The sequence below is a fragment of the Stappia sp. BW2 genome, from assembly GCF_008107695.1.
Classification (GTDB): domain Bacteria; phylum Pseudomonadota; class Alphaproteobacteria; order Rhizobiales; family Stappiaceae; genus Roseibium.
Genome location: NZ_VIRG01000036.1, coordinates 221,319 through 246,431, shown reverse-complemented (window position 1 = coordinate 246,431; position 25,113 = coordinate 221,319). Strand labels below are relative to the sequence as shown.

Here is a 25,113-nt window from a genome sequence, read left to right as displayed (position 1 = left end):
GTTTCACCGGAGGAGGCAAACGCCTGATCAAGGGCGGCAGCCGAGACAGTCTGCCGAGACCGGCAATTGTCAAATATGCCATAATAAATCTTCGTCAAACCGATGATTTGCAAGTTAAATTTACAATATGCCGTAAATAAATTCTCTTTTTCAATTCACAATCGGTAAACTTGGAGAAGTTACATTAAAGTTCGCAAATTCCTTTTCTTGGGGTTGCGAAGTGGAGGCAAGATGTCATGATGCTGTTGCTATGGACCTATCGGTTTGTCACAACCTTTTCGTTCACTCTTCGGTTTTCAGCAACCGTAGAGTGGTGCCCCGTTCCTCCAAGAAACGAGGCAGGTTGTTCTGCCAATCCGGTAGAACCTCTCCTCGTCTTGCTTTCCCCATCCGTCCATCTGCCTTTCAAATGAGATCCGCCAGTCCAGGAGCGCTGCGTTGAAGGCCCGCTATTCCATTCCTTTCAACCGCCTTGTCATGGCCCTATTTGCATTCGGGCTCGTGGGAACGGCGGTTGCGCTCTTCTGGATTACGTATCTCGGCAGCCTGTCGATTGCCGAACATGAAATTGCCCGCAGTGCAAAATCCCAGGCGACACTCGCCAGGCTCGTCTTCACGCAGCATCTGGACAAGCTTGAAGCCCAGATTCGGGCGGTCGCAGCAAACCCGGACATTCGCCGAGCCCTGCTGGAAAATGATCGGGAAACCGCGAAGGTCATCGTTGAACATGCTTCCGAACGGCTGACGAGCGCGGTCCTGGACATTCTTCTGATCGACCGCCCGGCTGAAGATAGCTGGGTCAACGGCAGCCTCGGTCTCGTTGACTTGAGCCACCAGTTGCCGGTGAAGGTGCGCAACGCCATGCCACCGGACATCTGGGTGACATACGCGGATCACGACTCGGATCCCGTTCAGATCACCGCAGCCCTCTCGGTTCTCGTTCTGGATCCCGACACGGGCCGTGCGCTCGGCAGGATCTACGGCGGCACCACCATTACCGATTCCTTCTCCCTGCCCGGGGGCCTTGCCAAGGCGCTACAGGTGGAGGATCTCGCCTTTTATCACGATCACGATGTTGTCGCGGGTCTGGGAGACCTGACCACGGAGGTCCCGCCCAAACGGCTCTATGACACTCCGGATGAAGTCAACTACGCTCTCAGCGGAGGAAATCTGTTCGTTTTTGCGCCCCTTATGCAGGCACTGGACCGCCACATGCTTTCTGCGGTGATCAAGCAACCTGTGGACACGCTGCAAAAGGCCGAGGACACCTATATGCAGCTCTTCGCACCTTTCCTGCTTTATACGGCCATTCTCGCCATAGGCGCTGCGCTGCTGGTCAATCGCATTACCTCCGCCGGACTTGGCAGCTTGCTGACCTACGCAATGAGCCTGCGGCAAAACAGGGCGGTGACACCTCCGCCACCCGGACTGATCTTCGAATTCAACAAACTGGCGACCATGTTCCAGGCGGCTTTCGAATCCGTGCGCGCCCGTGATGCCCAGTTCAGGGACATGATCGACGGATCCATGCACGGTGTTCTCGTTCATGCCAATCACCGTATCCTTTATGTGAACGACGCCCTGCTGAAAATGTGCGGGTACGAACCCGGCAATCCGAAGCAACTGGTCGATTCGCCCACACTGGTGATCTATGCCCCGGAGGAGCACAGCCGCCTGCGCAGCTATTACAACATGCGCGAAAACGGTAGCGGTGCCCCGCGCGTCTATGAGGTCAAGGGCGTTCGGAAGGACGGCAAGACGATCTGGCTGGAACAGCATGTCAGATTGACGGAATGGCGCGGGGAACGCGCCTATTACGCAACCGTCACCGATATCAGTGAGCGCAAGCGCCAGGAGGAACTTGCGACCAAGAACGCCAATTTCGATATTCTGACCGGCCTTCCGAACCGGCGCCTGTTCATGGACAGGCTGCGTCAGGCAATCCAGCGCGGCAAGCATCAGGGTGAGCTGACGGCGCTGATGATCCTCGACCTCGACCGGTTCAAGACCGTCAACGAATCCTACGGCCCCAAGGCGGGTGACAAGGTGATCGAGACCATCGCCGCGCGGCTGACGAAAATCCTCGGCCCGGACCAGACCATCGCGCGCATGGGCGGCGACGAATTCGCCGTCATTCTGTCGAACCCGGAAGACCGTTGGCAGATCGAGCAAACCGCCCGCGATATTCTCCAGGCCGTTGGAGACCCCGTCGACCTGGAAGATGGCGATCAGGCGGTGCTTGCGGGTAGCCTCGGCATCGCCGTTTGTCCGCATGACGGCACAGACGACGAAGCCCTGCTGATGGAAGCAGACACCAGCATGCTGCAGGCAAAGGCAGACAGCGGCGCCAGCTACCGTTTCTTTGCGAGCCGCATGAACGAACAGAACGCCCGTGCGAGCCAGGTCGAGATTGCCCTGCGCCAAGCCGTGGAAAAGGGCGAGTTGCATTTGAATTTCCAGCCGATCGTGGACTGCGAAAAGAACCGCGTGGTGAGCTGCGAAACCCTTGCACGCTGGACCGACCCCAAGCTGGGCGCCGTGCCGCCGGCGGAGTTCATCAAGGTTGCCGAGGATTGCGGGCTAATCGTCCCGCTCGGCGAACAGGTGCTGCGTGAAGCTTGTGCGTTTTTCCAGTCCTGTAACCGCAACGGCCTGCAGCTCGACGGTATCAGCGTCAACATTTCCCCGCGTCAATGCCGCGATGCGGACTTCCTGACCCGGCTGCAGGACATTCTCTGGGAAACCGGAATGGACCCGACCCGCCTGCAGCTCGAGATCACCGAAAGCGTGATGTTCGAGGACCAGCGCATCAATCCGGTCGAGATCCTTCAGGACATCAGCAAGCTCGGTATCAAGATCTCTCTCGATGATTTCGGCACCGGCTATTCGTCGCTCAGCCACCTGAAACGCCTGCCAATCGACACCCTCAAGATCGACCGGACCTTCATCATGGGCCTGGAACGGGATCAGGACGGCCAGGCCCTGGTGCGTGCCATCATTTCCATGGCAGCGTCATTGCACATCGACGTGGTGTGCGAGGGCGCGGAAACGCGGGAGCAGTGCGAGCTGATCCATTCCTTCGGCTGCTCACTGATCCAGGGCTACAGCTTTTCCCGGCCACTCTCCGGTGTCGACTTCCAGCGCTATCTCTCCAATATGAACGGCATCAATTCGGTTGCGGCCCAGGCAGGCTGACGCGCCCTTCCCACCTTCGGACAAACAAAAACGGGGACCTTTCGGCCCCCGTTTCCTTTTTCACGTCAGTCGGAAGGAAGCTTATTCAGCTTCTTCCTTCTTTTCGATTTCCTTGCCGGTCTCCTGATCGACAACCTTCATGGACAGGCGGACCTTGCCGCGCTCGTCGAAGCCCATGAGCTTGACCCAGACCTTGTCGCCTTCCTTGATCACATCGGTGACCTTGGCAACTTTCTTGGGAGCAAGCTGGGAGATGTGGACCAGACCGTCCTTGGCGCCGAAGAAGTTCACGAATGCGCCGAAGTCAACGCATTTGACGACGGTGCCTTCATAGATCATGCCCACTTCCGGCTCAGCGGCAATGGAGTTGATCCAGTTGACGGCTGCCTTGATCGCCTTGCCGTCGGCAGATGCGATCTTGACGGTGCCGTCGTCTTCGATGTTGACCTTCGCACCGGTCTTTTCCACGATTTCGCGGATGACCTTGCCGCCCGAACCGATGACTTCACGGATCTTGTCGACCGGAATTTTCATCACTTCGATGCGCGGAGCATGTTCGCCGAGCTCGGCACGAGCTTCGGTGATGGCCTTGGACATTTCGCCGAGGATGTGGATACGGCCGTCCTTGGCCTGACCCAGAGCGACCTTCATGATCTCTTCGGTGATACCGTCGATCTTGATGTCCATCTGCAGCGAGGTGATACCGTCCTGGGTACCGGCAACTTTGAAGTCCATGTCGCCGAGGTGATCTTCATCTCCCAGAATGTCGGACAGAACCGCGAAACGGTCGCCGTCCTTGATCAGGCCCATGGCGATACCGGCAACCGGTGCCTTCAGCGGAACGCCGGCATCCATCAGCGCCAGCGAGGTGCCGCAGACGGTTGCCATGGAAGACGAACCGTTGGATTCGGTGATCTCGGAAACAACGCGGACGGTGTACGGGAACTCGTGATGCGCAGGCATCATCGGGTTGATCGCACGCCATGCCAGCTTGCCGTGGCCGATTTCGCGGCGTCCTGGGGAGCCCATGCGGCCGGTTTCACCGACGGAGTAGGGCGGGAAGTTGTAGTGCAGCATGAAGTGAGACTTCACGGTGCCTTCCAGCAGGTCGATGTACTGCTCGTCTTCGCCGGTCCCGAGGGTGGCAACGACCAGGCCCTGGGTTTCGCCGCGGGTGAACAGGGCGGAGCCATGCGCACGCGACAGAATGCCGACTTCGGAAGAGATCGAACGGACGGTCGACAGGTCACGGCCGTCGATACGGGTGCTGGTGTCGAGGATTGCGCCACGAACGATTTCCGCTTCCAGCTTCTTGAACTGCTCGCCCAGAACGGTGCTTTCGACGGCTTCGCCTTCGGCAGCGTTGGTGATCAGCGCTTCAACGACCTTCGCCTTGGCAGCGTCGATTGCGTTCTTGCGGTCGGTCTTGGACGTGATCTTGTAAGCGGCAACCAGGTCGCTTTCAGCCATCGCCTTGACCTTGCCGAACAGCTCGGAATGATCCGGCAGGACCAGTTCGCGCGGTTCCTTGGCAGCGGTTTCAGCCAGTTTGATGATCGCATCGATCACCGGCTGGAAGCCCTTGTGGCCGAACATCACTGCGCCGAGCATGATGTCTTCGTCCAGTTCCTTGGCTTCGGATTCAACCATCAGAACGGCGTCGTTGGTACCGGCAACAACCAGATCCAGAGTGGATTCCGGCATGTCGTCGACCAGCGGGTTCAGAACGTATTCGCCGTTGATGTAGCCAACGCGCGCGCCGCCGATCGGGCCCATGAAGGGAACGCCCGACAGGGTCAGAGCAGCGGAAGACGCCACCATCGCCAGGATGTCCGGAGCATTTTCAAGATCGTGCGACAGAACGGTGATGACCACCTGGGTGTCGTTCTTGTAGCCGTCTGCGAACAGCGGGCGGATCGGACGGTCGATCAGGCGGGAGGTCAGCGTCTCGTGCTCGGACGGACGGCCTTCACGCTTGAAGTAGCCACCCGGGATCTTACCGGCGGCAAATGCCTTTTCCTGGTAGTTCACGGTGAGCGGGAAGAAATCCTGGCCCGGCTTCGGCGACTTGGCGGACACGACGGTCGCCAGAACCTTTGTTTCACCATAGGACGCCATCACGGCGCCATCGGCCTGACGGGCAACCTTGCCCGTTTCGAGGACGAGCGGGCGTCCGCCCCACTCGACTTCTACACGATGAACATCAAACATCATCTGTCCTTACAGCTTTGCCTGCCTTTGGCTGTTTTCGGTACAGCACGGTCATGGCAGACACATTCCCGGTCGGCCCCGTATGGGCCGGTTACCGGCGGACAGGTCACGGGCAAGACGACGAGCTGCTTTCGCTCAAGACGGAAAGAAGCCGGCAATCCTGCCCCATGACATGTCACGAGGTCTCTATAGAGCGTTCCACTTGATTTTGAAACACTCAAAGCTCTTTCCGCGAACAAAGACCCGAAGCGGATCAGTGTTTTGCCGGCAAGAGCTGCGTCCGGCAAAAGCCGTCACGCAATACAAAAACGCGGCGGGTTCTCACCCACCGCGCTTCCAGGTTCTGAGATCTTAGCGGCGAATGCCAAGACGCGAGATCAGCGACTTGTAGCGTTCTTCGCTCTTGCCGCGCGTGTAGTCCAGAAGGGACCGGCGCTGCGCAACCATTTTCAGAAGACCGCGGCGGGAGTGGTTATCCTTGCCATGACCCTTGAAGTGTTGGGTCAGGTTGTTGATCCGCTCGGTGAGGATCGCAACCTGTACTTCCGGGGAACCGGTGTCGCCTTCTTTGATGGCGTATTCCTTGATGAGCTCAGCTTTGCGCTCTGCAGTAATCGACATCGCTCTTTCCTTTCAAAGAGTGGGGTCCGTTGACCGGACACGTTGAAATGCCGGAGACCGGCCTGATCCGGATGTTTCCAGAGCCGAGATGTCGTTCAGCAAAGGATCCTTCCGGACGAATTGGACATCAGTGCCCAATGGCGGCGGAATATGGCGGAAAACCATATGGAAATCCAGAGGTTTCTCAGGTTTTTTCGCCATACCCGAATTTACAGGTGAAACACCCTGCTCGGCTGGAACCGGCCCTTGTCAATTGAGCCGATGGCGACCGGCACGCTGGCGTGGCTGGCAAAGGCCACTTCCGTGTTGAGCGGAGCATCGCGGCCGCGCAGCAGCACAGCCATGCCCTTGCGGATCTTGGCAGCGTCATCGAGCGAAACGGGAACCTCGATCAGGTTGTCCATTGCCTCGCGAACCGGCAGGACAAATTCCTCGACCAGCGCCTCGACGCCAGCACCTTCCTCAAGCGCTTCCGATGCTTCCAGGATCTCGTCCAGCCCGATCAGGTCGTCTTCGCCGAACGGACCGACCAGGAGCCGGCGCAGTTCGGTGACATGACCGCAGGTGCCAAGACGGCGGCCGAGGTCACGGGCGATTGCGCGCACATAGGTGCCCTTGCCGCATTCCGCTTCGAAAACCGCACGGTTCTCGTCCGGACAGTCGACCAGGTCCAGCCGGTGCACGTCGATGGGACGGGCTTCCAGCTCGACCTCTTCGCCATCGCGCGCAAGATCATATGCCCGTTCACCGGCGACCTTGATGGCGGAAAACTTCGGCGGAACCTGCATGATCGTGCCGACGAACTCGCCAAGCACTGCGGAAATTTCATCCGCATTCGGCCTCACGTCGGACGTTGCGACCGCCTCACCTTCGGTGTCGTCGGTATTGGTTTCGACGCCCCAGGTGACCTCGAAACGGTAGACCTTGCGGCCGTCCATGACAAAGGGCACGGTTTTTGTGGCTTCGCCGAAGGCAACCGGTAGGAGACCGGACGCGCGCGGATCGAGCGTACCGGCGTGACCCACCTTTTCCGGCGAGAAGATCCGCTTGATCTTGCCGAGCGCCTCGTTGGAGGTGATGCCATAGGGCTTGTCCAGGACAAGCCAGCCGTTGATTGCGTTCTTTTTTCTTTTGAATTGTTTTTGGCGTGCCATGAGAACGTTTCAATACGATTGCAGTAGATTTGGTCAGCTAAACGAAAAGCTGATGATCAGTCTCGCTAGTCAAGCTCGACAACGGGACACTCAACACATCAGCTGTCGTCAGTGACCATTTTCAGTTTTTCCAGCCTGTCATGATCACAGTAAGTCACTTGGTTTCCAACGCTGCGGGCCTTGGCCAAGTCGCATACCCCACTTAATTTGGAGGGTACACTCGCTATTTCACTGTAAGTGAACCCTATCAACTCTTTGTTCCCTGCCCTGATAACAATGTAAAATCCAAGGAGTTCATCGCCGTATGTATGAACTGTTTTGACCCCTGTCAGCGGTCCTACTTTGAATTTGCCATTTGCATCTGTTCTGGCAACGGCATGACTTGAGCCGGGCGGAATTTCCGATGATGCGTCTGAAGGAGCCAATGCGGCCACCAACTCGATCTCTGCATTCGCAACCGGCTTACCGTCGTTAAGCAGCACGCCCGAGACCTCCGGCGCAATGACGCGTGGAACCGGAAACACGACACACGCGGACGCCGCCGCGCCAAGCGCGATAATTGCTATTGCTCTGGAGAGTGCCATGTCGGGTCCGCTTGGGTTAGGCCTTGGCCTCGGCGAAGAACTCACTGCTATTCATGTCATCCCGGTCCGAGTGGTGCGAGAGACCGAGGTCCGGTAACCCAAGCGCAACCCGCTCTTCCGGAAATCAAGCCAATCGCCTGTGTTTGCCGGGTCCCCGCCTTCGCGGGGACCACAATTCAACAGGAACAGTGAGACGTTGATCTCTAGTTCTTTTCGTTCTCTTCGTCCGCGTCGAGATCTCGGGAGACTTCCGGAGAATGCAGCAGCGTGTCGATGCGGTCGTCGTCATCGAACCTCGTGTCGAGAACAAAGCGCAGGTCCGGCATGTATTTCATCGTCAGCCGCCGGGACACCTGACCGCGCAGATATTTGGCGCTGCGGTTCAGGGCCTTTTCAACCTGCTCAGCATTGACGCCGCCAAGCGGCATCACGAGGCAGGTCGCCAGGCGCAGGTCCGGTGTCATGCGCACTTCGGGGATCGTGACGATCACGCCGTCGAGATCGGGGTCGGAAAACCGTCCCCGGGTCAGAATATCGGACAGCTCCTTGCGTACCGTTTCGCCGACGCGCAACTGGCGCTGGGAAGGGCCGCGGCTGTCCTGTCCGTGTTGTCTTGCCATTGTTGTTGTTCCTGCATCTCTGGCAGCGCAGTCCACCCCGACGTTTCGGGTTGCCGTTGCCGGTCCTTGTCAGGCTATCCACGCCTTTGCCGGGCTTGAAGCACGGACGCTGGCGGGATCACCTGGTGGCGCGGATGCCACGGCCGGGCCGTGGCATGACGGGGTTACCTGCGACCAGATACGACGTCAGCGGCTTAATTGAATAAGCCGCTGACATCAGTTTCAAGTAAATTTCTGACTTCGATCAGAGTGTCCGTGCGATCTGCTCGACGCGGAAGCACTCGATGACGTCGCCCGGACGCATGTCCTGGTACTTGACGAAGTTCATGCCGCATTCCTGACCGGATTCGACAGACTTGACCTCGTCCTTGAAGCGCTTAAGCGTGCCCAGTTCGCCTTCGTGGATGACCACGTCGTCGCGGATGAGGCGAACGTTGGCGCCACGTTCCACGACACCTTCGGTAACCAGACAACCTGCAACCTTGCCGACCTTGGAGATGTGGAAGATTTCCTTGATCTCCGCATTGCCGAGGAAGGTTTCGCGGCGTTCCGGCGACAGCATGCCCGACAGGGCTGCCTTGATGTCGTCGACCAGGTCGTAGATCACGTTGTAGTAACGGATCTCAATGCCTTCGCGGCTTGCCGCTTCACGGGCCTGCTTGTTGGCACGTACGTTGAAGCCGATGATCGGAGCCTTGGAAGCGAGCGCCAGCGTGACGTCGCTTTCGGTGATGCCACCGACACCGGAGAGCAGTATGCGCGCGCCGACTTCCTCGTTGCCGAGTTCGTTGAGCGCATGAGCAATCGCTTCCGCAGAGCCCTGCACGTCGGCCTTGAGCACCAGCGGGAACTCTTTTTTGCCGGTTTCCTGCAGACGGTTCATCATCTGCTCAAGCGAACCACGCGTTCCCGAGGCGACCACGGAGGCCTTCTCGCGGATCTGGCGCTGACGGTAGTCGGTAATTTCACGAGCGCGGGCTTCGTTATCGACGACCGCAACCATGTCACCGGCTTCCGGCGTGCCCTGGAAGCCCAGAACCTCGACCGGTTTGGCCGGGCCGGCTTCCTTCACCTGATTGCCATTCTCGTCGAGCATGGCGCGGACGCGGCCCCATTCGGCACCGGCGACAAGAATGTCGCCCGGCTTGAGGGTCCCCTTCTGCACCAGAACGGTGGCAACCGGACCGCGGCCCTTGTCGAGCTGTGCTTCGATGACGATGCCTTCTGCCTTGCGTTCCGGATTGGCCTGGAGTTCCAGAACCTCGGACTGCAGCAGGATCATTTCCAGAAGCTTGTCGAGCCCCAGGCCGCTCTTGGCCGAGACTTCCACGTCGATCACGTCACCGCCCATGGATTCCACAACGAGATCCTCGCTGAGGAGTTCCGTGCGGACGCGGTTCGGATCGGCTTCCGGCTTGTCCATCTTGTTGATGGCCACGATGATCGGCACGTCGGCCGCCTTGGCGTGCGCAACGGCTTCCTTGGTCTGCGGCATGACGCCATCATCGGCGGCAACAACCAGGATCACGATATCCGTCGACTTGGCACCGCGAGCACGCATCTGCGAGAACGCAGCGTGGCCCGGAGTATCGATGAAAGTGATCTTGTTGCCGTCCTGATCGACCTGATAGGCGCCGATATGCTGGGTGATGCCGCCGGCTTCGCCGGTGACAACCTTCGACTTGCGGATCGCATCGAGCAGCGAGGTCTTGCCGTGGTCGACGTGGCCCATGATGGTCACGACCGGAGGACGCGGCAGCATCGTGGACGGCTCGTCTTCCGTGGTGAACAGACCTTCTTCAACGTCTGCTTCAGACACACGCTTGACAGTGTGGCCCATTTCCACGGCGATCAGTTCGGCGGTATCAGCATCGATCACGTCGTTGATCTTGAGCATCTGGCCCTGCTTCATCAGAAGCTTGATCACATCCACGGCGCGCTCTGCCATACGGTTGGCGAGCTCCTGGATGGTGATGGCTTCCGGCAGAACGACTTCACGCATGATCTTTTCACGCACGACCTGCTGCTGCCCGCGCTTCGCCTTTTCCTGGCGGCGGCGCATGGAGGCCAGGGACCGTGCGCGCTGACCGTCGTCGCCACCCGTGGCGGCGGAAATGGTCAGCTTGGAGCGGCGGCGATCGTCGCCGGTGCGCGGACGCGCAGCGGGAGCCGGTGCCTGTTTCGGGCGCTTGACCGCACGAACGCTCTTGTTGTTGCGATCTTCTTCGGTTTCCCCGCGCTCGGGCTTCGCACGTGCGGCCGGAGCTTCCGGCGCCTTGCGCTTGCCCATGTCGTCAAGGCTCGGCGGCTTGCCGCCGTCGGCATGAGCGGGCTTGCGAACCACGGTGCGGCCGGTGCTAGCCTTGCGGGCAGGCGCTGCGGCTTCCGGAGCCGCTTCGGCAACCGGTTCACTCTTCGGTTCGGCCTTGGCCTGTTCCGCTGCCTGCAGAGCTTCTTCGGCTTCGCGCTTGGCGCGCTCTTCCGCTTCCACCTTGGCGCGGGCTTCTTCTTCAGCCTGACGCTGCGCGGCTTCGATCGCCCGACGCTTGTCTTCTTCTTCGCGGCGCTTGCGGTCTTCCTCGTCACGCACCTTGGCCATCTGAAGGGCTGCCGTACGGGCTGCCGCTTCTTCCTTGGTCAGGGTACGCAGAACGTTGCCGTTGCCCTTCTGGCGCTGGCCAGAGGCAGACCGGCGGGCCTGCTTGGTGACCTGCGGATCCTGCTGCGGCGGCGTACGCGGCGCTTCAGCCGGACGCTCGAGGCGCTGCGTTGTCGGCGCAGGGGCATCTGCCTTGGCTTCTTGCCCGGGAAGCACAACACGGCGCTTCTTCTTTTCCACGACGACGGCTTTGGTCCGGCCATGCGAGAAGGACTGCCGAACAGTTCCCTGATCGCCACCACCGCGCTTTAGGCCGAGCGTCTTTCCACGCTCAACGCTGATTGTCTTGTCGCCTGGATTTTTCGTATCGCTCATATTGCCTTCAGTCCTGCGCAACCGCCTTCTCAAGCGTTGCCATTATCGCTGCTTACCGCGGAGGAGTAGCGAAACCGCTCCAGATCGCGCACACGCGACAGGAAGTTTTCGCTCGCCTGCCCCGCAAGCAGTGCAGCATGTATCACATTTGACCGGCCCAATGCCAAATCCAATTGGTCCGAATCGAACAAACGGACGATTTGGCACCCGTTTGCGTGTTCCTGAGTGCCGGCAGCCACCGCCGCCAGCTTCCTTACCCCGTCTTCTGCAGCGTCCGAGGCATGGACCAGCCCGGCGACATCGTCCTGCCGCAGGGCTGCTTCAACTTTCGCGAAGCCTGTCACCAGCTCGCCCGCCTTGCGCGTCATGGAGAGCGCTTGCAGCGCCGATCGTTCCATGAGCGCATCGACACGATCCGCCAGTCCCGGCTCGACAGAGGCTTCCCCTTTAAAGCCTCGGCCAAAGACCTTTTTCCGGTCCTTTTCGGCAACAGCCACGTTTTCTTTCGTGGCGGTCACCCAAACACCGCGTCCCGGAAGAACCCGCTTCAGATCCGGAACAACCTCGCCCTGCGGGTCGAGAACGAACCGGATCAGCGCACTGACGGGCTGAACCTCCCGGGTCACGGCACACTGCCGTTCGGTTGGCTCACTCTTCCTGGGCACGCTGCCACTCCTTTAGATCAACCTGCTTTCCGGTGGAAACACCTCCGGCGCAGAAAAGCTGATCGAACTTGCGAATTGGAAGCTCCCGGATGGCCACAGCCGGGCCGGAAACTTCAGACAGGAGGCTTTTGCCTCTCTCGTTACCCGTTGAGGATTGCGCCGCCCTGCGGCTCTTCTCCAACGGTCTCGGTCATTTCGACCTCTTCTTCTTCTCCAGCTTCGGCTTCGTCTTCCTCAGCCTGAGCTGCGAGTTCTTCCTCGGTGATCCAGCCTGCAGCCAGACGCGCCGCCATCACGACGTTTTCCGCTTCTGCGCGGGACATGTCGAATTCCGAAAGGGCACCTTCGAAGCGCTTGGTCTCGCCGTCCTTGCGTTCGGTCCAGCCCACAAGATCGTCAGCAGCGCAACCGGCAAGGTCTTCCATCGTCTTGACGCCGTCCTTGCCCAAGGCAACCAGCATAGCCGTTGTCAGGCCATCAATCGACCTCAAGTCGTCGGCAACGCCAAGCGAAATACGCTCTTCGTCGAGTTTTGTTTCCAGCTCGGCCAGGTAGTCCCGGGCACGGGCCTGAATTTCAACCGCGGTGTCGTCATCGAAGCCTTCGATCATGGAGATCTCATCGAGCTCCACATAGGCGACTTCCTCAACCGAGGTGAAGCCTTCGGTCGCCAGCAACTGGCCGACCATCTCGTCCACGTTGAGGGCTTCCATGAACAGCTGCGAACGCTCCAGGAATTCCTTCTGGCGGCGGTCGCTTTCTTCCTGCTCGGTCATGATGTCGATGGCCCAGCCGGTCAGCTGAGAGGCCAGACGCACGTTCTGGCCACGACGGCCGATCGCAAGAGATAATTGGTCATCGGGAACGACAACTTCAATACGCTCGGCATCTTCGTCGAGAACGACCTTGGCCACTTCGGCCGGCTGCAGGGCGTTGACGATGAAGGTTGCCGCTTCGTCGTTCCACGGAATGATGTCGATCTTTTCGCCCTGGAGCTCGCCAACAACGGCCTGAACACGGCTGCCGCGCATACCCACGCAGGCGCCGACCGGATCGATGGAGCTGTCCTTGGAGATCACGGCGATCTTCGCGCGCGAGCCCGGATCGCGGGCCACGGACTTGATTTCGATGACGCCGTCGTAGATTTCCGGAACTTCCTGAGCGAACAGCTTCGCCATGAACTGCGGATGGGTGCGCGACAGGAAGATCTGCGGGCCACGCTGCTCGCGGCGCACGTCATAGATGATGGCGCGGATACGGTCGCCAGTGCGGAAGATCTCGCGCGGGATCAGTTCGTCGCGGCGGACGATGCCTTCGCCGCGGCCCAGATCCACAATGACGTTGCCGTATTCGGCACGCTTGACGACACCGTTGACGACTTCGCCGACACGGTCCTTGAATTCGTCATACTGGCGGTCACGCTCGGCTTCGCGCACTTTCTGCACGATAACCTGCTTGGCGGACTGGGCAGCAATACGGCCGAAATCGAGCGGCGGCAGCGGCTCGGCGATGAAGTCGCCGATGCTGGCTTCCGGATTGCGGGCCTGCGCGTCATCAAGAGAGATGTCGGTGGAAACGTTCTCGACGGCATCGACGACCTGAAGCAGACGCTGCAGACGGATCTCGCCGGTCTTCGGATTGATTTCGGCGCGGACTTCCGTTTCCGTACCATAGCGGGAGCGGGCTGCCTTCTGGATCGCATCTTCCATTGCATTGATGACGATCATCCGGTCGATGGATTTCTCCCGTGCGACCGCGTCAGCGATTTGCAGCAGTTCCAGCCGGTTCGCGCTGATTGCCATATTCCACTCCTCTTGCGCCAAGGATCGGTTCGGGCGCGTTCTTCTTCTTTCCCTTAAAGCCTGAGGCTCAGTTGGGCGTGTTGTCCTGCGTCAGCCCGTCATCCTGACCACGGGCGGCCAATGCCGCCTTTTCGGCCTGAAGAGCTGCGGTAATCAATTCGTCGGTCAGCACCAGCTTGGCTTCGCCGATGTTTTCCATCGGCAACGCCACGGTGTCTTCCTTGCCTTCACGCGCATCGGGAAGACGAATGGTGGCCACACCGTTCTCCGCGCCGATGAGCGTTCCCCGGAACCGCTTGCGGCCATCCAGCATGACGGCCATCTCGACCTTCAGCTCATGGCCTGCCCAGCGGTTGAAATCGCCGGCGCGCACGAGCGGACGGTCGATACCCGGAGAAGAAATTTCCAGATGATATGCCCGGTTGATCGGGTCTTCGACATCGAGCGCGGGCGACACGGCCCGGCTGACGGTTTCGCAGTCCTCGACGGTCATGGTGCCATCCGGACGCTCTGCCATGATCTGCAAGGTGCAGCCGTTCTGAGCACTGATCTTCGTACGCACCAGACGGTAGCCGAGATCCTCGATCACCGGCTCCACAATTGCGGCAACACGGGCATCAAGTCCCTGCTCCGTCACAATTCTCGGTTCGTGTGCGCTCACACTTGGCTCCTGTTGGCGGCCGTTACCGGCTCTTGAGCATCAGATGCACCTGATTGTCGATTTACATAGGGCAGTCCTGCTCGAACTCGTTGGTTTCCGGTTATGTAAGCAAAAAAGAGCGGGTCCCCGGCGGGCCCACTCTCAAAGTGCTCAGATAAGCCGTTTGAGGTGAAACACGGGCTGTATAACGCCAAAGCGGGCAAAAAGGCAAGAGCCCGGGCCAAATTCCTCAAAGAAGTTGGCTCCTGTCCGGAATCTCCCGGCGAACGGCAGCAAAAGCGCCGTTTCCCTCGCCGCTCCGCTATACCCTGCGGAAGGTCAGGTACCGGCCGACACGGCCTTCGCGGATGGCCTTGGCCTCGTAGCGCGTGCCCGGCCAGCCTTCCCAGGGCGATTTCCAGTCGGACGCGGTTTCGGCGGTCCATTCAAACGCGTCATGATCGCGGCAATGGCGCAGCGTCCAGTCAACATAGGTGTCGATGTCGCTGGCAAACCGAAATTCGTGGCCAGGTTTGATCGCCCGGGCATAGCGATCGAGGTTCTGCTCATTGATGAACCGGCGCTTCCAGTGGCGCTTCTTGGGCCAGGGGTCCGGATAGAGCTGGTAAGCCAGGTCGAGGCTCGCCTCGGGCAGCCAGTCCAGAACACCGACGGCATCATCGTCGTAAAGACGGATGTTCCGCAGCCCTTCTTCCACGACGGCCGTCACCGCCTTGGCCATGCTGCCGACGAACGGCTCCACACCGATAAAACCGATCCGCGGATTGGTTCGTGCCCGGTGCAGCAGGTGCTCGCCGCCACCAAAGCCGACTTCCAGACAGACCGCGTCGACCTCTGCCGCAAAGAGGCTCGTCAGATCCTCCGGGGCGGGCGCCGTCAGGTCCAGCGCCAGATGCGGCAGCTCTTTTTCCATCAAAGCCTCGCGGCGCGGGCTGAGCGGCTTGCCCTTGCGGCGGCCGTAAAAGGAACCTTCGTAACGATCAGTCATTCTGCCACTTCAAAACAAAAGATCGCCGGGTCTGAACCGGCGATCTGTTCCACGTCTTCATTCGTTCAGATGGAAGGCAAGCTTATCCCGCAAGCGGGCGAAGCTCGTCAACAAGGTCTGTCTTTTCCCAGCTGAAACCGCCGTCCGCTTCCGGCTCACGGCCAAAATGACCATAGGCAGCGGTGCGCTCATAGATCGGGTTGTTCAGCTTCAGGTGCTGACGGATGCCGCGCGGGCTGAGGCCCATAACATCGCGCAGTGCCTTTTCCAGCTTGGCCTCGTCGCAACGGCCCGTGCCATGCAGGTCAACATAGACCGACAGCGGCTCCGGAACCCCAATGGCGTAGGACAGCTGGATGGTGCAGCGATCGGCCAGATCGGCTGCGACAACGTTCTTGGCAAGGTAACGGGCCGCGTAAGCCGCGGACCGGTCAACCTTGGTCGGGTCCTTGCCGGAAAACGCACCGCCACCATGCGGCGCAGCGCCGCCATAGGTGTCGACGATGATCTTGCGGCCGGTGAGGCCTGCATCCCCATCGGGGCCGCCAATGACGAAGGCGCCTGTCGGGTTGACGTGCCAGACGGTGCTGTCCGTGATGAAACCATCCGGGAGTGCAGTGCGGATATACGGATCGACGATGGCGCGCACTTCGGCGGACGTCAGGGCCGGATCCAGATGCTGGGTCGACAGAACGATCGAGGTTGCCTCGACAGGCTTGCCGTCTTCGTAGCGGATAGTGACCTGGCTCTTGGCGTCCGGGCCGAGCGCCGGTTCCTTGCCGGATTTGCGGACATCTGCAAGCAGACGCAGGATCTTGTGCGAAAACAGGATCGGAGCCGGCATCAGCTCTTCGGTCTCGCGGCAGGCGTAACCGAACATGATGCCCTGGTCGCCCGCGCCTTCATCCTTGTTGTCGCCAGCGTCGACGCCCTGGGCGATATGCGCGGACTGCGCATGCAGATGAACGGCGATGTCGCAGTTTTCCCAATGGAAGCCGTCCTGCTCGTAGCCGATATCCTTGACGGCCATGCGGGCAAGATGGGCGATGTAATCGTTGGTGATGGTGGCCGGACCCCGGGTTTCGCCGGCAATCACGATGCGGTTGGTGGTTGCCAGCGTTTCACAGGCAACACGCGCTTCCGGCATTTCCTTGAGGTAGGCATCTACAACCGCATCGGAAATGCGATCGCACACTTTGTCCGGATGTCCTTCGGAAACGGACTCGGAGGTGAACAGGTAATTCTGACGTGCCATTGGCGATCGTCCTTCTGGGAATGAATATGACTGAAGCGACGATAGTCATCGCCGCTTCGCCTGCATCAATCTTAGAAGTTTTTCGCCGCGTCAAGCGCGCGCGTGAATTTTGTCAGTCGTCACCGGCAAGAGACCGGACGAGATCAACGATCCGACGGCGCACTTTCGGGTCTTCGATTCGGACAAATGCCTTGTTCAGGGACAAGCCTTCAGAGGACGACAGGAAGTCGACCACATAGGACGTCGGCTGCGTTTCGCCGAAGCCTTCGGCCTCCTCAGGTGTTCCGGGCGCATCTTCGAAGAAGAAGGAAACCGGGACCTTGAGAACTGTTGCAATGTGCTGCAAACGGCTGGCACCGATACGGTTGGTGCCTTTTTCATATTTCTGGATCTGCTGGAAGGTGATGCCCAGGCTTTCGCCGAGCTTTTCCTGACTCATGCCTAGCATCATGCGGCGCAGCCGGACGCGGCTGCCAACATGAATATCGATTGGATTCGGAGACTTCTTACTGGGCATCTGTGTCGCTCTTTCTTTTTCTCGCGGACGTAGCCCGCTCGTTTTTCGTTTGCACAAGTTCTCCTGAATTCCCCCCACAGGACCAAGAGATCGAAGTTTGCCCGCAACCTTACACTTGTACATGAAGCAGCCTTCAATCGGCTATTTCACGGTTGTATCACATTTTCTTCACTCAACTCAAATAAAAAATATCAATTTATGCGCGAGTTGCGGTTGTATTGATTAACACCCGCAAATACTACGATGAAAAGGGATACAATAAGGGCTAATGCATCGCCAATACTGCCGTAGAGAGTGTTGCTTACCCTCTGCGGAAGCCTGGTATCTATCAGGCCTTTTTCAAATACCGCAAGTTTTGCAACGACGCGACCTTTGGGGTCGATCACAGCGGATATGCCTGTATTGGCGGCCCGAATCAGCGGCAAACCGGTCTCGATGGCACGCAAACGGGCCTGTGCGAAGTGCTGATAAGGGCCTGGCGTCCGGCCGAACCAGGCGTCGTTGGTCACATTCAGCAAGAAATCCGGTCTGCTGGAAACGCCGTCCAGAGCACCTGGAAAAATCGCCTCATAGCAAATCATGGGTAGAAAACCAAAACCCTCGGACGTGGTCAATACACGCGGCTGATACCCTGCCTCGAAGCCCGACAAGGGCCCGGCCAGGTTGGTTATTCCCAGCGTTTCAAGCAGAGGTTTAAACGGCACGTACTCGCCAAAAGGCACAAGCCGCACCTTGTCGTAGATGCCCTGAACGGTGCCCTCGCTGCCAATCACAAACACGCTGTTGAAGTAGTCAGCGCCCTGAAGCCCGGGCTCCGCCCTGATTGCTCCGGTCACCAGTTCGGTCTTGTCGCCAAGCGACTGGCCGATCCGGAACAAGGCACCCGGCTCCTGCGTGAGCAGAAAGGGTACGGCCGATTCCGGCCAGACCACCAGGCGCTGTTGCCCGACGCGCGCAGCGCCGCCAAGGGGAGCTTCGGTCATGTCGAGGAAAGTCTGGAAGATCTCGTCGCGCAGTTCCGGCCGCCATTTGTCTTTCTGGTCGATCGAGGGCTGAACGATTCTCACGTCGAGATCGGCAACGGCGGGGTCCGTCTGCCAGAGCCTGACAGCGCCGTAACCTGCAACCGCGGCCAGCACAACGGCGGCGGCTACAACGGCCGCCACACGCTGGCGCAGCGGCCGTGAATCCGCCAGAACAGCCGGGGCGGAAAACACCGCAATCACGAAGAAGGTAAGACCGTAGAGCCCGACGAGACTGGCCGCCTGCGACAGGCTCAACGATCCGGACACCCCGTAGCCAAAGGCGTTCCAGGGAAACCCGGTCAGGACATGGCCGCGCAGCCAATCCACAAGGGTCAGACTGGCCGCCAGCAACAGAATACGGCGAAACTGATCGCTCCAGAAAATTGCTGCGAGGCCAACGCCAAGTCCCGTGAACAGCGCCAGACCGATGGGCATCGCCAGCACGGCGAAGGGCATCAGCCAGGCAAAGCGGTCCGCTTCGACAAGAAACGCCGCGCCGATCCACCACAGGCCGGACAGGAAGTATCCGAAACCGAACAGCCAGCCGAGCGCGAAACCCGTGCGAAACCGCTGAAGGCGCTTACCGGGTGCGGGATCGACCGCCCCGTCCAGCAGCCAGACCAGGCAAGGAAAGGTGAGGAGGAGCACGAAGGTGAAGTCATAGGGGGGAAGCGCAAAGGCCGTCATGGCCCCGCAGGCTGCGCACAACAGCCGGCGCTGCCACCCCCATGCCAGCAGAAAGGTATTTGGCAGGACCGACAGGCGGTGTGACAACCAGTGCATCAAAGAGCATTCCCATTCTTGCGGTCAGGAGATTTGTCGGCTCGCCGCAGTGGGGTCAAGTATTAATACCTATGCTGCGCAAACAAGTCGTTTCCCGAAGACGGAAACCCGCACCGTTGGCGACGATGCTTTTAGCCGGATTTGGCGACGATCCGCTCACCCTTTTCCGCTGGACGCGGCGACCTTGTTTTTTTTGCTTTCGCTATCCTGACCGCCCTCGCCAGAGACAGTGTCTGTCCGTTTGGAGCGGCGGCGCAGATCCGGCGGACGGGCGTCGGTACGGCGGCGACGGATCTTCAGGCGCTTGATGCGGCGCGGATCGGCGTCCATCACCTCGAATTCGAACCCCGGAACTTCGTCCGGCACCAGCAGAAGTTCGCCGCGAACCGGAACCCGGCCCACCGAGAAATAGAGCAGGCCGCCAAGCGTATCGACATCTTCGGAAATTTCACCATCGTTCAGCTGCGTGCCGAGCGCTTCGTCGAGATCTTCAAGGGTCAGACGCGGATCGGCGATCCAAACGCCCTCGCCGGCGGAGGCCAGCATGGCTTCCTCATCCTCGTCGTGTTCGTCTTCGATATCGCCGACAACTTCCTCGACAAGATCTTCCAGCGACACCAGGCCGTCGGTCCCGCCATATTCATCGATCACCAGGGCCATCTGAATGCGGTCGGCCTGCATCTTCGCCATCAGATCGGTCGCCGGCATCGAAGGCGGCACGAACAGGACGTTGCGCAGAAGATCCGTGTCCTTCAGCGAGACCGAGAGGTCGACACAGGACAGGTCCAGGTCGGGCATGTTGTGCCCGTTGCGCGCAGGCGCGTTGGAGTTGGACGGTTGAAAGTCGGTTGTGTCGGCTTCCTTGTCCACAGAAGTTGCAGGACGGTTCGACGCACCGCGTTCGGCGATATAGGCCATCAAGTCCTTGATGTGGACCATGCCCCGCGGATCGTCCAGCGTCTCTTCGTAAACCGGCATGCGCGAATGTCCGCTGGTCTGGAACAGTTCCATGACCCGGCTGAGACTGGTTTCCACGTCCACCGCATCGATGTCCGCGCGCGGGATCATGACGTCGTCGACGCGCAGCTCCCGCAGTCGGAGGATGTTGCCGAGCAGCATCCGCTCTTCTGGCGAAAACGCGGCATCGCCACCTTCGCGAGCAAGCTCATCCTCCAGGTTCTCGCGCAAGCTCGAAGACTGGCGGCCCAAGCGCAGAAAGCGTTTGAGGAGGTCGAAGAAGGCCGCAGGTTTCTGCGGCTTCGGCTGTTGCGGGTCTTCCCCGTCCTGGTCCTGTCCGGTGCTGGCAGGCTTCTGCCCATGTGCCGGACTTTGCGGTTCAATTGAGTTCATCATCCATCAATCAAGAACATCACGCCCCATGATGCCCCTTACCCGCCGTCGGCCACAAGTGGCCTGTCCGCGTAGGGGTCATCGATGCCAAGAGATGCCAGAATGGCCTTCTCAAGGCTTTCCATAAGTTCCGCTTCGTCACTTTCCTGATGATCATAATCGAAAAGGTGAAGCAAACCGTGAACAGTCAAATGGGTAAGGTGATCGGAAAATTCAATTCCAAGGTCTGCGGCTTCTGCCGCAACGGTTTCGTAGCCGAAAACGATATCGCCCAGAAGTGGGCCATAAACATCGCCTTGCGGATCGCTGCCGGGAAAGGACAGGACGTTTGTCGCCTTGTCCTTGCCACGCCATTTTGCGTTCAACTGCCGGATCGACATATCGTCGGTAAACAGCAGAGAAACTTCGGTTCCCTCCAGCACTTCCAGATCCGCCCCGGCAAAAGCAGCGGCAACCGCCTTCGCGGTTGTCGCTTCCAACTGGTCTTCCGCCGGCCAATCGCCCGCCTCTATCGACAGGTCAATCTGAAAACTTTCGGGCAATCGGTCTGGCATCGTCGGCAGGAGCTTTTCAGGAATTTACGGCTTCACGAGGGCGCACAGGGGCACCATCGCGGTCCGTACCACGTTTTCGTTCGGCAAAGCGGCGTTCCCGCGCTTCCGATTCTTCACGCGAGGCGTTGTCATAGGCGGTCACGATCCGTCCAACCAGCTCGTGGCGAACAACGTCCTTCTCGTTGAACCGGATATGAGCGACCTCGGGAATATCGGTCAAAAGCCCAAGCGCTTCGCGCAGACCGGACACCTGCCCGGATGGCAAGTCGATCTGGCTCGGATCGCCGGTGACGATCATCTTCGAGCCTTCCCCCAGACGCGTCAGAAACATCTTCATCTGCATGGAGGTCGTGTTCTGCGCCTCATCGAGCAGCACCACGGCATTGGACAGCGTGCGGCCACGCATGAACGCAAGCGGCGCCACCTCGATCATGCCGGATTGCAGACCACGGTCGACCTTCTCGGCAGGCATCATTTCATAGAGAGCGTCGTAGATCGGCCGCAGGTAGGGATCGACCTTATCCTTCATCTCGCCCGGCAGGAAGCCGAGACGTTCGCCAGCTTCGACAGCGGGACGGGACAGGATCAGACGGGCAACATCGCCGCGCTCCAGAAGCGCAGCGGCATAGGCAACCGCCAGAAAGGTCTTGCCGGTACCGGCCGGGCCGGTTCCGAAAATCAGGTCAGCCCGGTCCATCGACCGGATATAGGCGTCCTGGGTCGGTGTGCGGGCAACGATTGTCTTGCGGCGGGTCGCGATCTGGGCAAAGGCCAGACGAGACTTCGGCTCCAGCGTCGGCAACGGCAATTGCGCTTCGGCAGCTGCCGCCATGCGCAAGGCACCGTCGACATCGCCCGGATGGATTTCCTGGCCCTGCAGCAGACGCTGATACATGGCCTCCAGCGCGGTGCGCGCCTGAGCACATCCCGCCTGACTGCCCTTGAGCGTCACCTGGTTGCCCCGGGCAATGGCATCAACACCCAGGCGCTGCTCGATCAGCGCAAGGTTCTGGTCGAATTGCCCGAAAAGATCTCCGATCAGCCGGTTGTCTTCAAAGGCAAGAACAATATGGGTCATGTCGGAGGCCGAACCGGCCGCAGAGGTTTGTACCGAGGACTTGCGGGATGAAGAGTGGCTGTCGCGCGTCAAATGACGTCTCCTTTAGGCCGCCGGAGCCGGGATGCGTCCGGACCTTCCAAGATCATCTTGCCCCGCAATCAGCCGCCCGAACAGGGAATTGGAACCGATGTCAACGATTTCCACCGCTTGTATCGACCCGATGAGGTCTTCTGGTGCATCCAGTTGCACCGGTTGTAGCCAAGGTGACTTGCCGACCAGCTGGCCGGGATTGCGGCCGGTCTTTTCCAGAAGCACGTCGCAGGTCATGCCCAGACGCGAGGCGTTGAACGCCTTCTGCTGCTCGGTGACCAACGCCTGAAGCTCGGCAAGCCTGGCGGATTTGACGTCTTCCGGCACCTGTCCGTCCATGGTTGCGCCAGGCGTTCCGGGTCTGGAACTGTATTTGAACGAGAAGGCAGAGCCGTAGCCGACCTGTCGAATCAGATCCATCGTGTCCTCGAAATCCCGGTCGCTCTCGCCCGGGAACCCGACGATGAAATCGCCGGAGAGCGCGATATCGGGAGCCGCCTCGCGGATGCGGTCGATCAGACGGAAATACTCATCGCGCGTGTGCCGGCGGTTCATCGCCTTCAGGATCTTGTCGGAGCCGGACTGCACCGGAAGGTGCAGATAGGGCATGAGGCTCTTAAGGTCCCGATGCGCATCGATCAGATCGTCATCCATGTCACGCGGATGGCTGGTGGTGTAGCGCAGCCGGTCGAGGCCGTTGATTTCCGAAAGGCGCCGCAACAGCCGGCCAAGTCCCCATACGGAACCGTCCGGCGATGTGCCGTGATAGGCATTGACGTTCTGGCCCAGCAGGGTGATTTCCCGCACCCCGGCTGCCGCCATGCGCTCGGCTTCGCTCACGATCTGCTCGACGGAGCGGGAGACCTCGGCCCCGCGCGTATAGGGCACCACGCAGAAGGTACAGAACTTGTCGCACCCCTCCTGCACTGTGAGGAAGGCGGACGGAGGGCGTTTCAGCACCTGCTTTTCGGCACGTTCCGACAAGTGATTGAACTTGGCGTCGATATCGAACTCGGTTTCGACAACCTTCGCGCCTGCTCGGGCCTTTTCCAGAAGGGATGGCAGTTGATGGTAGCTCTGCGGCCCCACGACCAGATCGACGATGGGCGCACGGCGGGAAATTTCTTCGCCTTCCGCCTGCGCCACGCAGCCTGCGACACCCACCATCATGTCCTTGCCAGACTTGGCGCGCTCTTGCTTGACCTTGCGGATACGGCCAAGCTCCGAATAGACCTTCTCGGCTGCCTTTTCACGAATGTGGCAGGTGTTCAGGATGACCAGATCCGCGTCTTCCAGATCGTCCGTCGCCTCGAACCCTTCCGGCGCCAGGACATCGGTCATACGCTCGCTGTCGTAGACGTTCATCTGGCAGCCATAGGTGCGCACGAACACCTTGCGGGTATTCCCGCCTTTGCTGGTGTCTGCCGGACCGGTGGCGGAATGCGTTTCCAGGTCTTGTTCAGGACGGCTTGTCATTCGCTCCTCGTGGGGCTCCTCATGGCCTTCATCAAACAGGCCTTTGTAAAGTGTGCCTTTGTCTGGCGCCGGATGTCGTGAATGTCAGCGCCTTCATGGGGTATTCCCCCGGCACGGGCACAGGATCGATCCGTCCATCATGCCCGGGACCCGCGCCTTTCAACGGCGGCGGACGGCACCTTGCAAATTCAGGCGCCAGCTTTAGCGGTTTTTTCCGCGTTTGAGAAGAACTCGCTTGGCTCGATTTCGCTGAAATCTTCGGTGTCGACCGGCTTTTGCAGCAATGAGGCAATCGTCATGGCCCGAACTTCCCTTTCCAGACGACGGCTCAGGGCTTTCCGGTCCGTTGTCCGGTCGACCAGAACCGGCTCGCCCCAGCGTACCATGACGTCAAGCGCGCCGTGCGAGAAGATGCCCCACAGGTGGCCTGCGAGCTCCATATCGCCGTACCAGGCGACATGCGGACGGTGGGCACGGCCCATGGGCAGGCCGTAAAAGCCGCGATAGGCGACCGAAAGCGGCTGCACCCAGACTTTTGACGTCTCGTCCGCACCGACAGCGCGGGTTGCGGCCCCCAGAAGTGCCGAGCGAAACGGCAGAACGCAATTGCCATCGTTGGAGGTGCCTTCGGCAAAGAGCACCATCGCATCACCGGCTGCCATGCGTTCGGCGATCGCATCGGCCACCTGGCCGGTTTCCGTGCGGCGGGTCCGATTGACGAACACCGTGCGCTGAAGCTTCGCGAACAGGCCGAAAATGGGCCAGCCGGAAACTTCGGATTTGGCAATGAAGGAAAGGGGCATCAGCGAACCGACAACGGTGATGTCGACCCAGGAGGCGTGGTTGGAGGCGATCAGCAGAGGTCTGTCCGTGGATGGAGCTCCGATCTGCTCGATCTTGATGCCGACGAGCCGCGTCGCGATCCAGTGCCAGAGCTGGGGCAATTTCCGTTGCATCGGAAGACCGAGCTTCACCGCCAGCCACTGCAGCGGGATCAGCACCAGCGAGACCAGCGTCAAAAGGAAGATGATGAGCCCGGCCTTGACCTCAGCCATCAGCCTGATCGTCCTTTTTGGCTTCCAGCGGAACGCCGTAAAGTTCCAGGCGATGATCGACCAGCCGATAGCCCAGTTTCTTGGCAATGAATTCCTGCAAGGCTTCGATTTCCTCGTTGCGGAACTCGATGACCCGGCCCGACCGCAGATCGATCAGGTGGTCGTGATGTTCGTCCGGAACGGTTTCGTAGCGCGAGCGGCCGTCGCGAAAATCATGCCGCTCGATCATGCCCGCGTCCTCGAACAGTTTGACCGTCCGGTAGACCGTGGAAATGGAAATGCCGGGATCGATAGCGACGGAACGGCGGTAGAGTTCCTCCACATCCGGGTGTTCGTCGGAGGCGGCTTCGATGACGGAGGCAATGACGCGGCGCTGCTCGGTCATGCGCATGCCTTTTTCGATGCACAAGTCCGCTAGCGTTGATTGCCGCTCTTCCGCCATTGCGATGCCGTCCGCTGTCTGTTTCCGATAC

General features: G+C 59.8%; 20 protein-coding genes. 1 reads left to right on the top strand and 19 read right to left on the bottom strand.

The features are described 5' to 3' along the window. The first annotated feature begins 438 nt into the window (after positions 1-438). A complete protein-coding gene (locus tag FMN63_RS01345) occupies positions 439-3,195 on the top strand; it encodes an EAL domain-containing protein (protein ID WP_148582146.1) in 2,757 nt (918 codons plus the stop codon). An 81-nt stretch (positions 3,196-3,276) separates the two neighbouring features. On the opposite strand, the gene pnp is transcribed toward FMN63_RS01345, so the two are convergent. The 19 genes from pnp to FMN63_RS01250 form a co-directional block, all read right to left on the bottom strand. Further along, entirely contained in the window at positions 3,277-5,406 is a 2,130-nt protein-coding gene (pnp, locus tag FMN63_RS01340; protein ID WP_148582145.1) for a polyribonucleotide nucleotidyltransferase, read from the bottom strand. Between the two features lie 351 nt (positions 5,407-5,757). Continuing rightward, positions 5,758-6,027 carry a 30S ribosomal protein S15 gene (gene rpsO, locus FMN63_RS01335; protein ID WP_148582144.1) on the bottom strand — a complete coding sequence of 90 codons (270 nt, stop codon included), beginning with the start codon at positions 6,025-6,027 and terminating at the stop codon, positions 5,758-5,760. 209 nt (positions 6,028-6,236) lie between these two features. Continuing rightward, a complete protein-coding gene (gene truB, locus FMN63_RS01330; protein ID WP_148582143.1) occupies positions 6,237-7,181 on the bottom strand; it encodes a tRNA pseudouridine(55) synthase TruB in 945 nt (314 codons plus the stop codon). 98 nt (positions 7,182-7,279) lie between these two features. After that, positions 7,280-7,765: a DUF4198 domain-containing protein gene (locus FMN63_RS01325; RefSeq protein WP_148582142.1), complete on the bottom strand. Its 486-nt coding sequence runs from the start codon at positions 7,763-7,765 to the stop codon at positions 7,280-7,282. A 203-nt stretch (positions 7,766-7,968) separates the two neighbouring features. Next, positions 7,969-8,385, bottom strand: coding sequence for a 30S ribosome-binding factor RbfA (gene rbfA / locus FMN63_RS01320; protein ID WP_148582141.1), 417 nt, complete (start codon positions 8,383-8,385; stop codon positions 7,969-7,971). 244 nt (positions 8,386-8,629) lie between these two features. Beyond that, entirely contained in the window at positions 8,630-11,359 is a 2,730-nt protein-coding gene (gene infB, locus FMN63_RS01315; RefSeq protein WP_148582140.1) for a translation initiation factor IF-2, read from the bottom strand. A gap of 29 nt (positions 11,360-11,388) precedes the next feature. Beyond that, positions 11,389-12,024: an RNA-binding protein gene (locus FMN63_RS01310; protein ID WP_148582139.1), complete on the bottom strand. Its 636-nt coding sequence runs from the start codon at positions 12,022-12,024 to the stop codon at positions 11,389-11,391. Positions 12,025-12,164: 140 nt separating this feature from the next. Next, positions 12,165-13,826, bottom strand: coding sequence for a transcription termination factor NusA (gene nusA, locus FMN63_RS01305; protein WP_148582138.1), 1,662 nt, complete (start codon positions 13,824-13,826; stop codon positions 12,165-12,167). Positions 13,827-13,893: 67 nt separating this feature from the next. Then, positions 13,894-14,487 (bottom strand): ribosome maturation factor RimP, encoded by a 594-nt coding sequence (gene rimP / locus FMN63_RS01300; RefSeq protein ID WP_148582137.1) that lies wholly within the window; start codon positions 14,485-14,487, stop codon positions 13,894-13,896. A 301-nt stretch (positions 14,488-14,788) separates the two neighbouring features. Further along, a complete protein-coding gene (trmB, locus tag FMN63_RS01295) occupies positions 14,789-15,475 on the bottom strand; it encodes a tRNA (guanine(46)-N(7))-methyltransferase TrmB (RefSeq protein WP_148582136.1) in 687 nt (228 codons plus the stop codon). Positions 15,476-15,557: 82 nt separating this feature from the next. Further along, a complete protein-coding gene (gene metK, locus FMN63_RS01290) occupies positions 15,558-16,730 on the bottom strand; it encodes a methionine adenosyltransferase (protein WP_148582135.1) in 1,173 nt (390 codons plus the stop codon). Between the two features lie 112 nt (positions 16,731-16,842). Next, positions 16,843-17,247 carry a helix-turn-helix domain-containing protein gene (locus tag FMN63_RS01285; RefSeq protein WP_023014432.1) on the bottom strand — a complete coding sequence of 135 codons (405 nt, stop codon included), beginning with the start codon at positions 17,245-17,247 and terminating at the stop codon, positions 16,843-16,845. 191 nt (positions 17,248-17,438) lie between these two features. Further along, positions 17,439-19,055, bottom strand: coding sequence for an apolipoprotein N-acyltransferase (gene lnt, locus FMN63_RS01280; RefSeq protein ID WP_209000872.1), 1,617 nt, complete (start codon positions 19,053-19,055; stop codon positions 17,439-17,441). A 156-nt stretch (positions 19,056-19,211) separates the two neighbouring features. Then, complete coding sequence (locus FMN63_RS01275) at positions 19,212-20,405, bottom strand: hemolysin family protein (RefSeq protein WP_502706262.1); 1,194 nt, start codon at positions 20,403-20,405, stop codon at positions 19,212-19,214. A gap of 38 nt (positions 20,406-20,443) precedes the next feature. After that, positions 20,444-20,959 carry an rRNA maturation RNase YbeY gene (gene ybeY / locus FMN63_RS01270; protein ID WP_148582133.1) on the bottom strand — a complete coding sequence of 172 codons (516 nt, stop codon included), beginning with the start codon at positions 20,957-20,959 and terminating at the stop codon, positions 20,444-20,446. Between the two features lie 16 nt (positions 20,960-20,975). Next, entirely contained in the window at positions 20,976-22,037 is a 1,062-nt protein-coding gene (locus FMN63_RS01265; protein ID WP_148582387.1) for a PhoH family protein, read from the bottom strand. 84 nt (positions 22,038-22,121) lie between these two features. Then, the gene (gene miaB / locus FMN63_RS01260) at positions 22,122-23,585 is read right to left on the bottom strand and encodes a tRNA (N6-isopentenyl adenosine(37)-C2)-methylthiotransferase MiaB (protein ID WP_205513772.1); all 1,464 of its coding nucleotides are present in this window, start codon (positions 23,583-23,585) and stop codon (positions 22,122-22,124) included. A gap of 188 nt (positions 23,586-23,773) precedes the next feature. Further along, positions 23,774-24,640: a lyso-ornithine lipid O-acyltransferase gene (gene olsA, locus FMN63_RS01255; protein WP_148582132.1), complete on the bottom strand. Its 867-nt coding sequence runs from the start codon at positions 24,638-24,640 to the stop codon at positions 23,774-23,776. Continuing rightward, a complete protein-coding gene (locus tag FMN63_RS01250) occupies positions 24,633-25,082 on the bottom strand; it encodes a Fur family transcriptional regulator (RefSeq protein ID WP_148582131.1) in 450 nt (149 codons plus the stop codon). Before FMN63_RS01250 ends, olsA begins: the two co-directional genes overlap by 8 nt. Between the last annotated feature and the right edge of the window lie 31 nt (positions 25,083-25,113).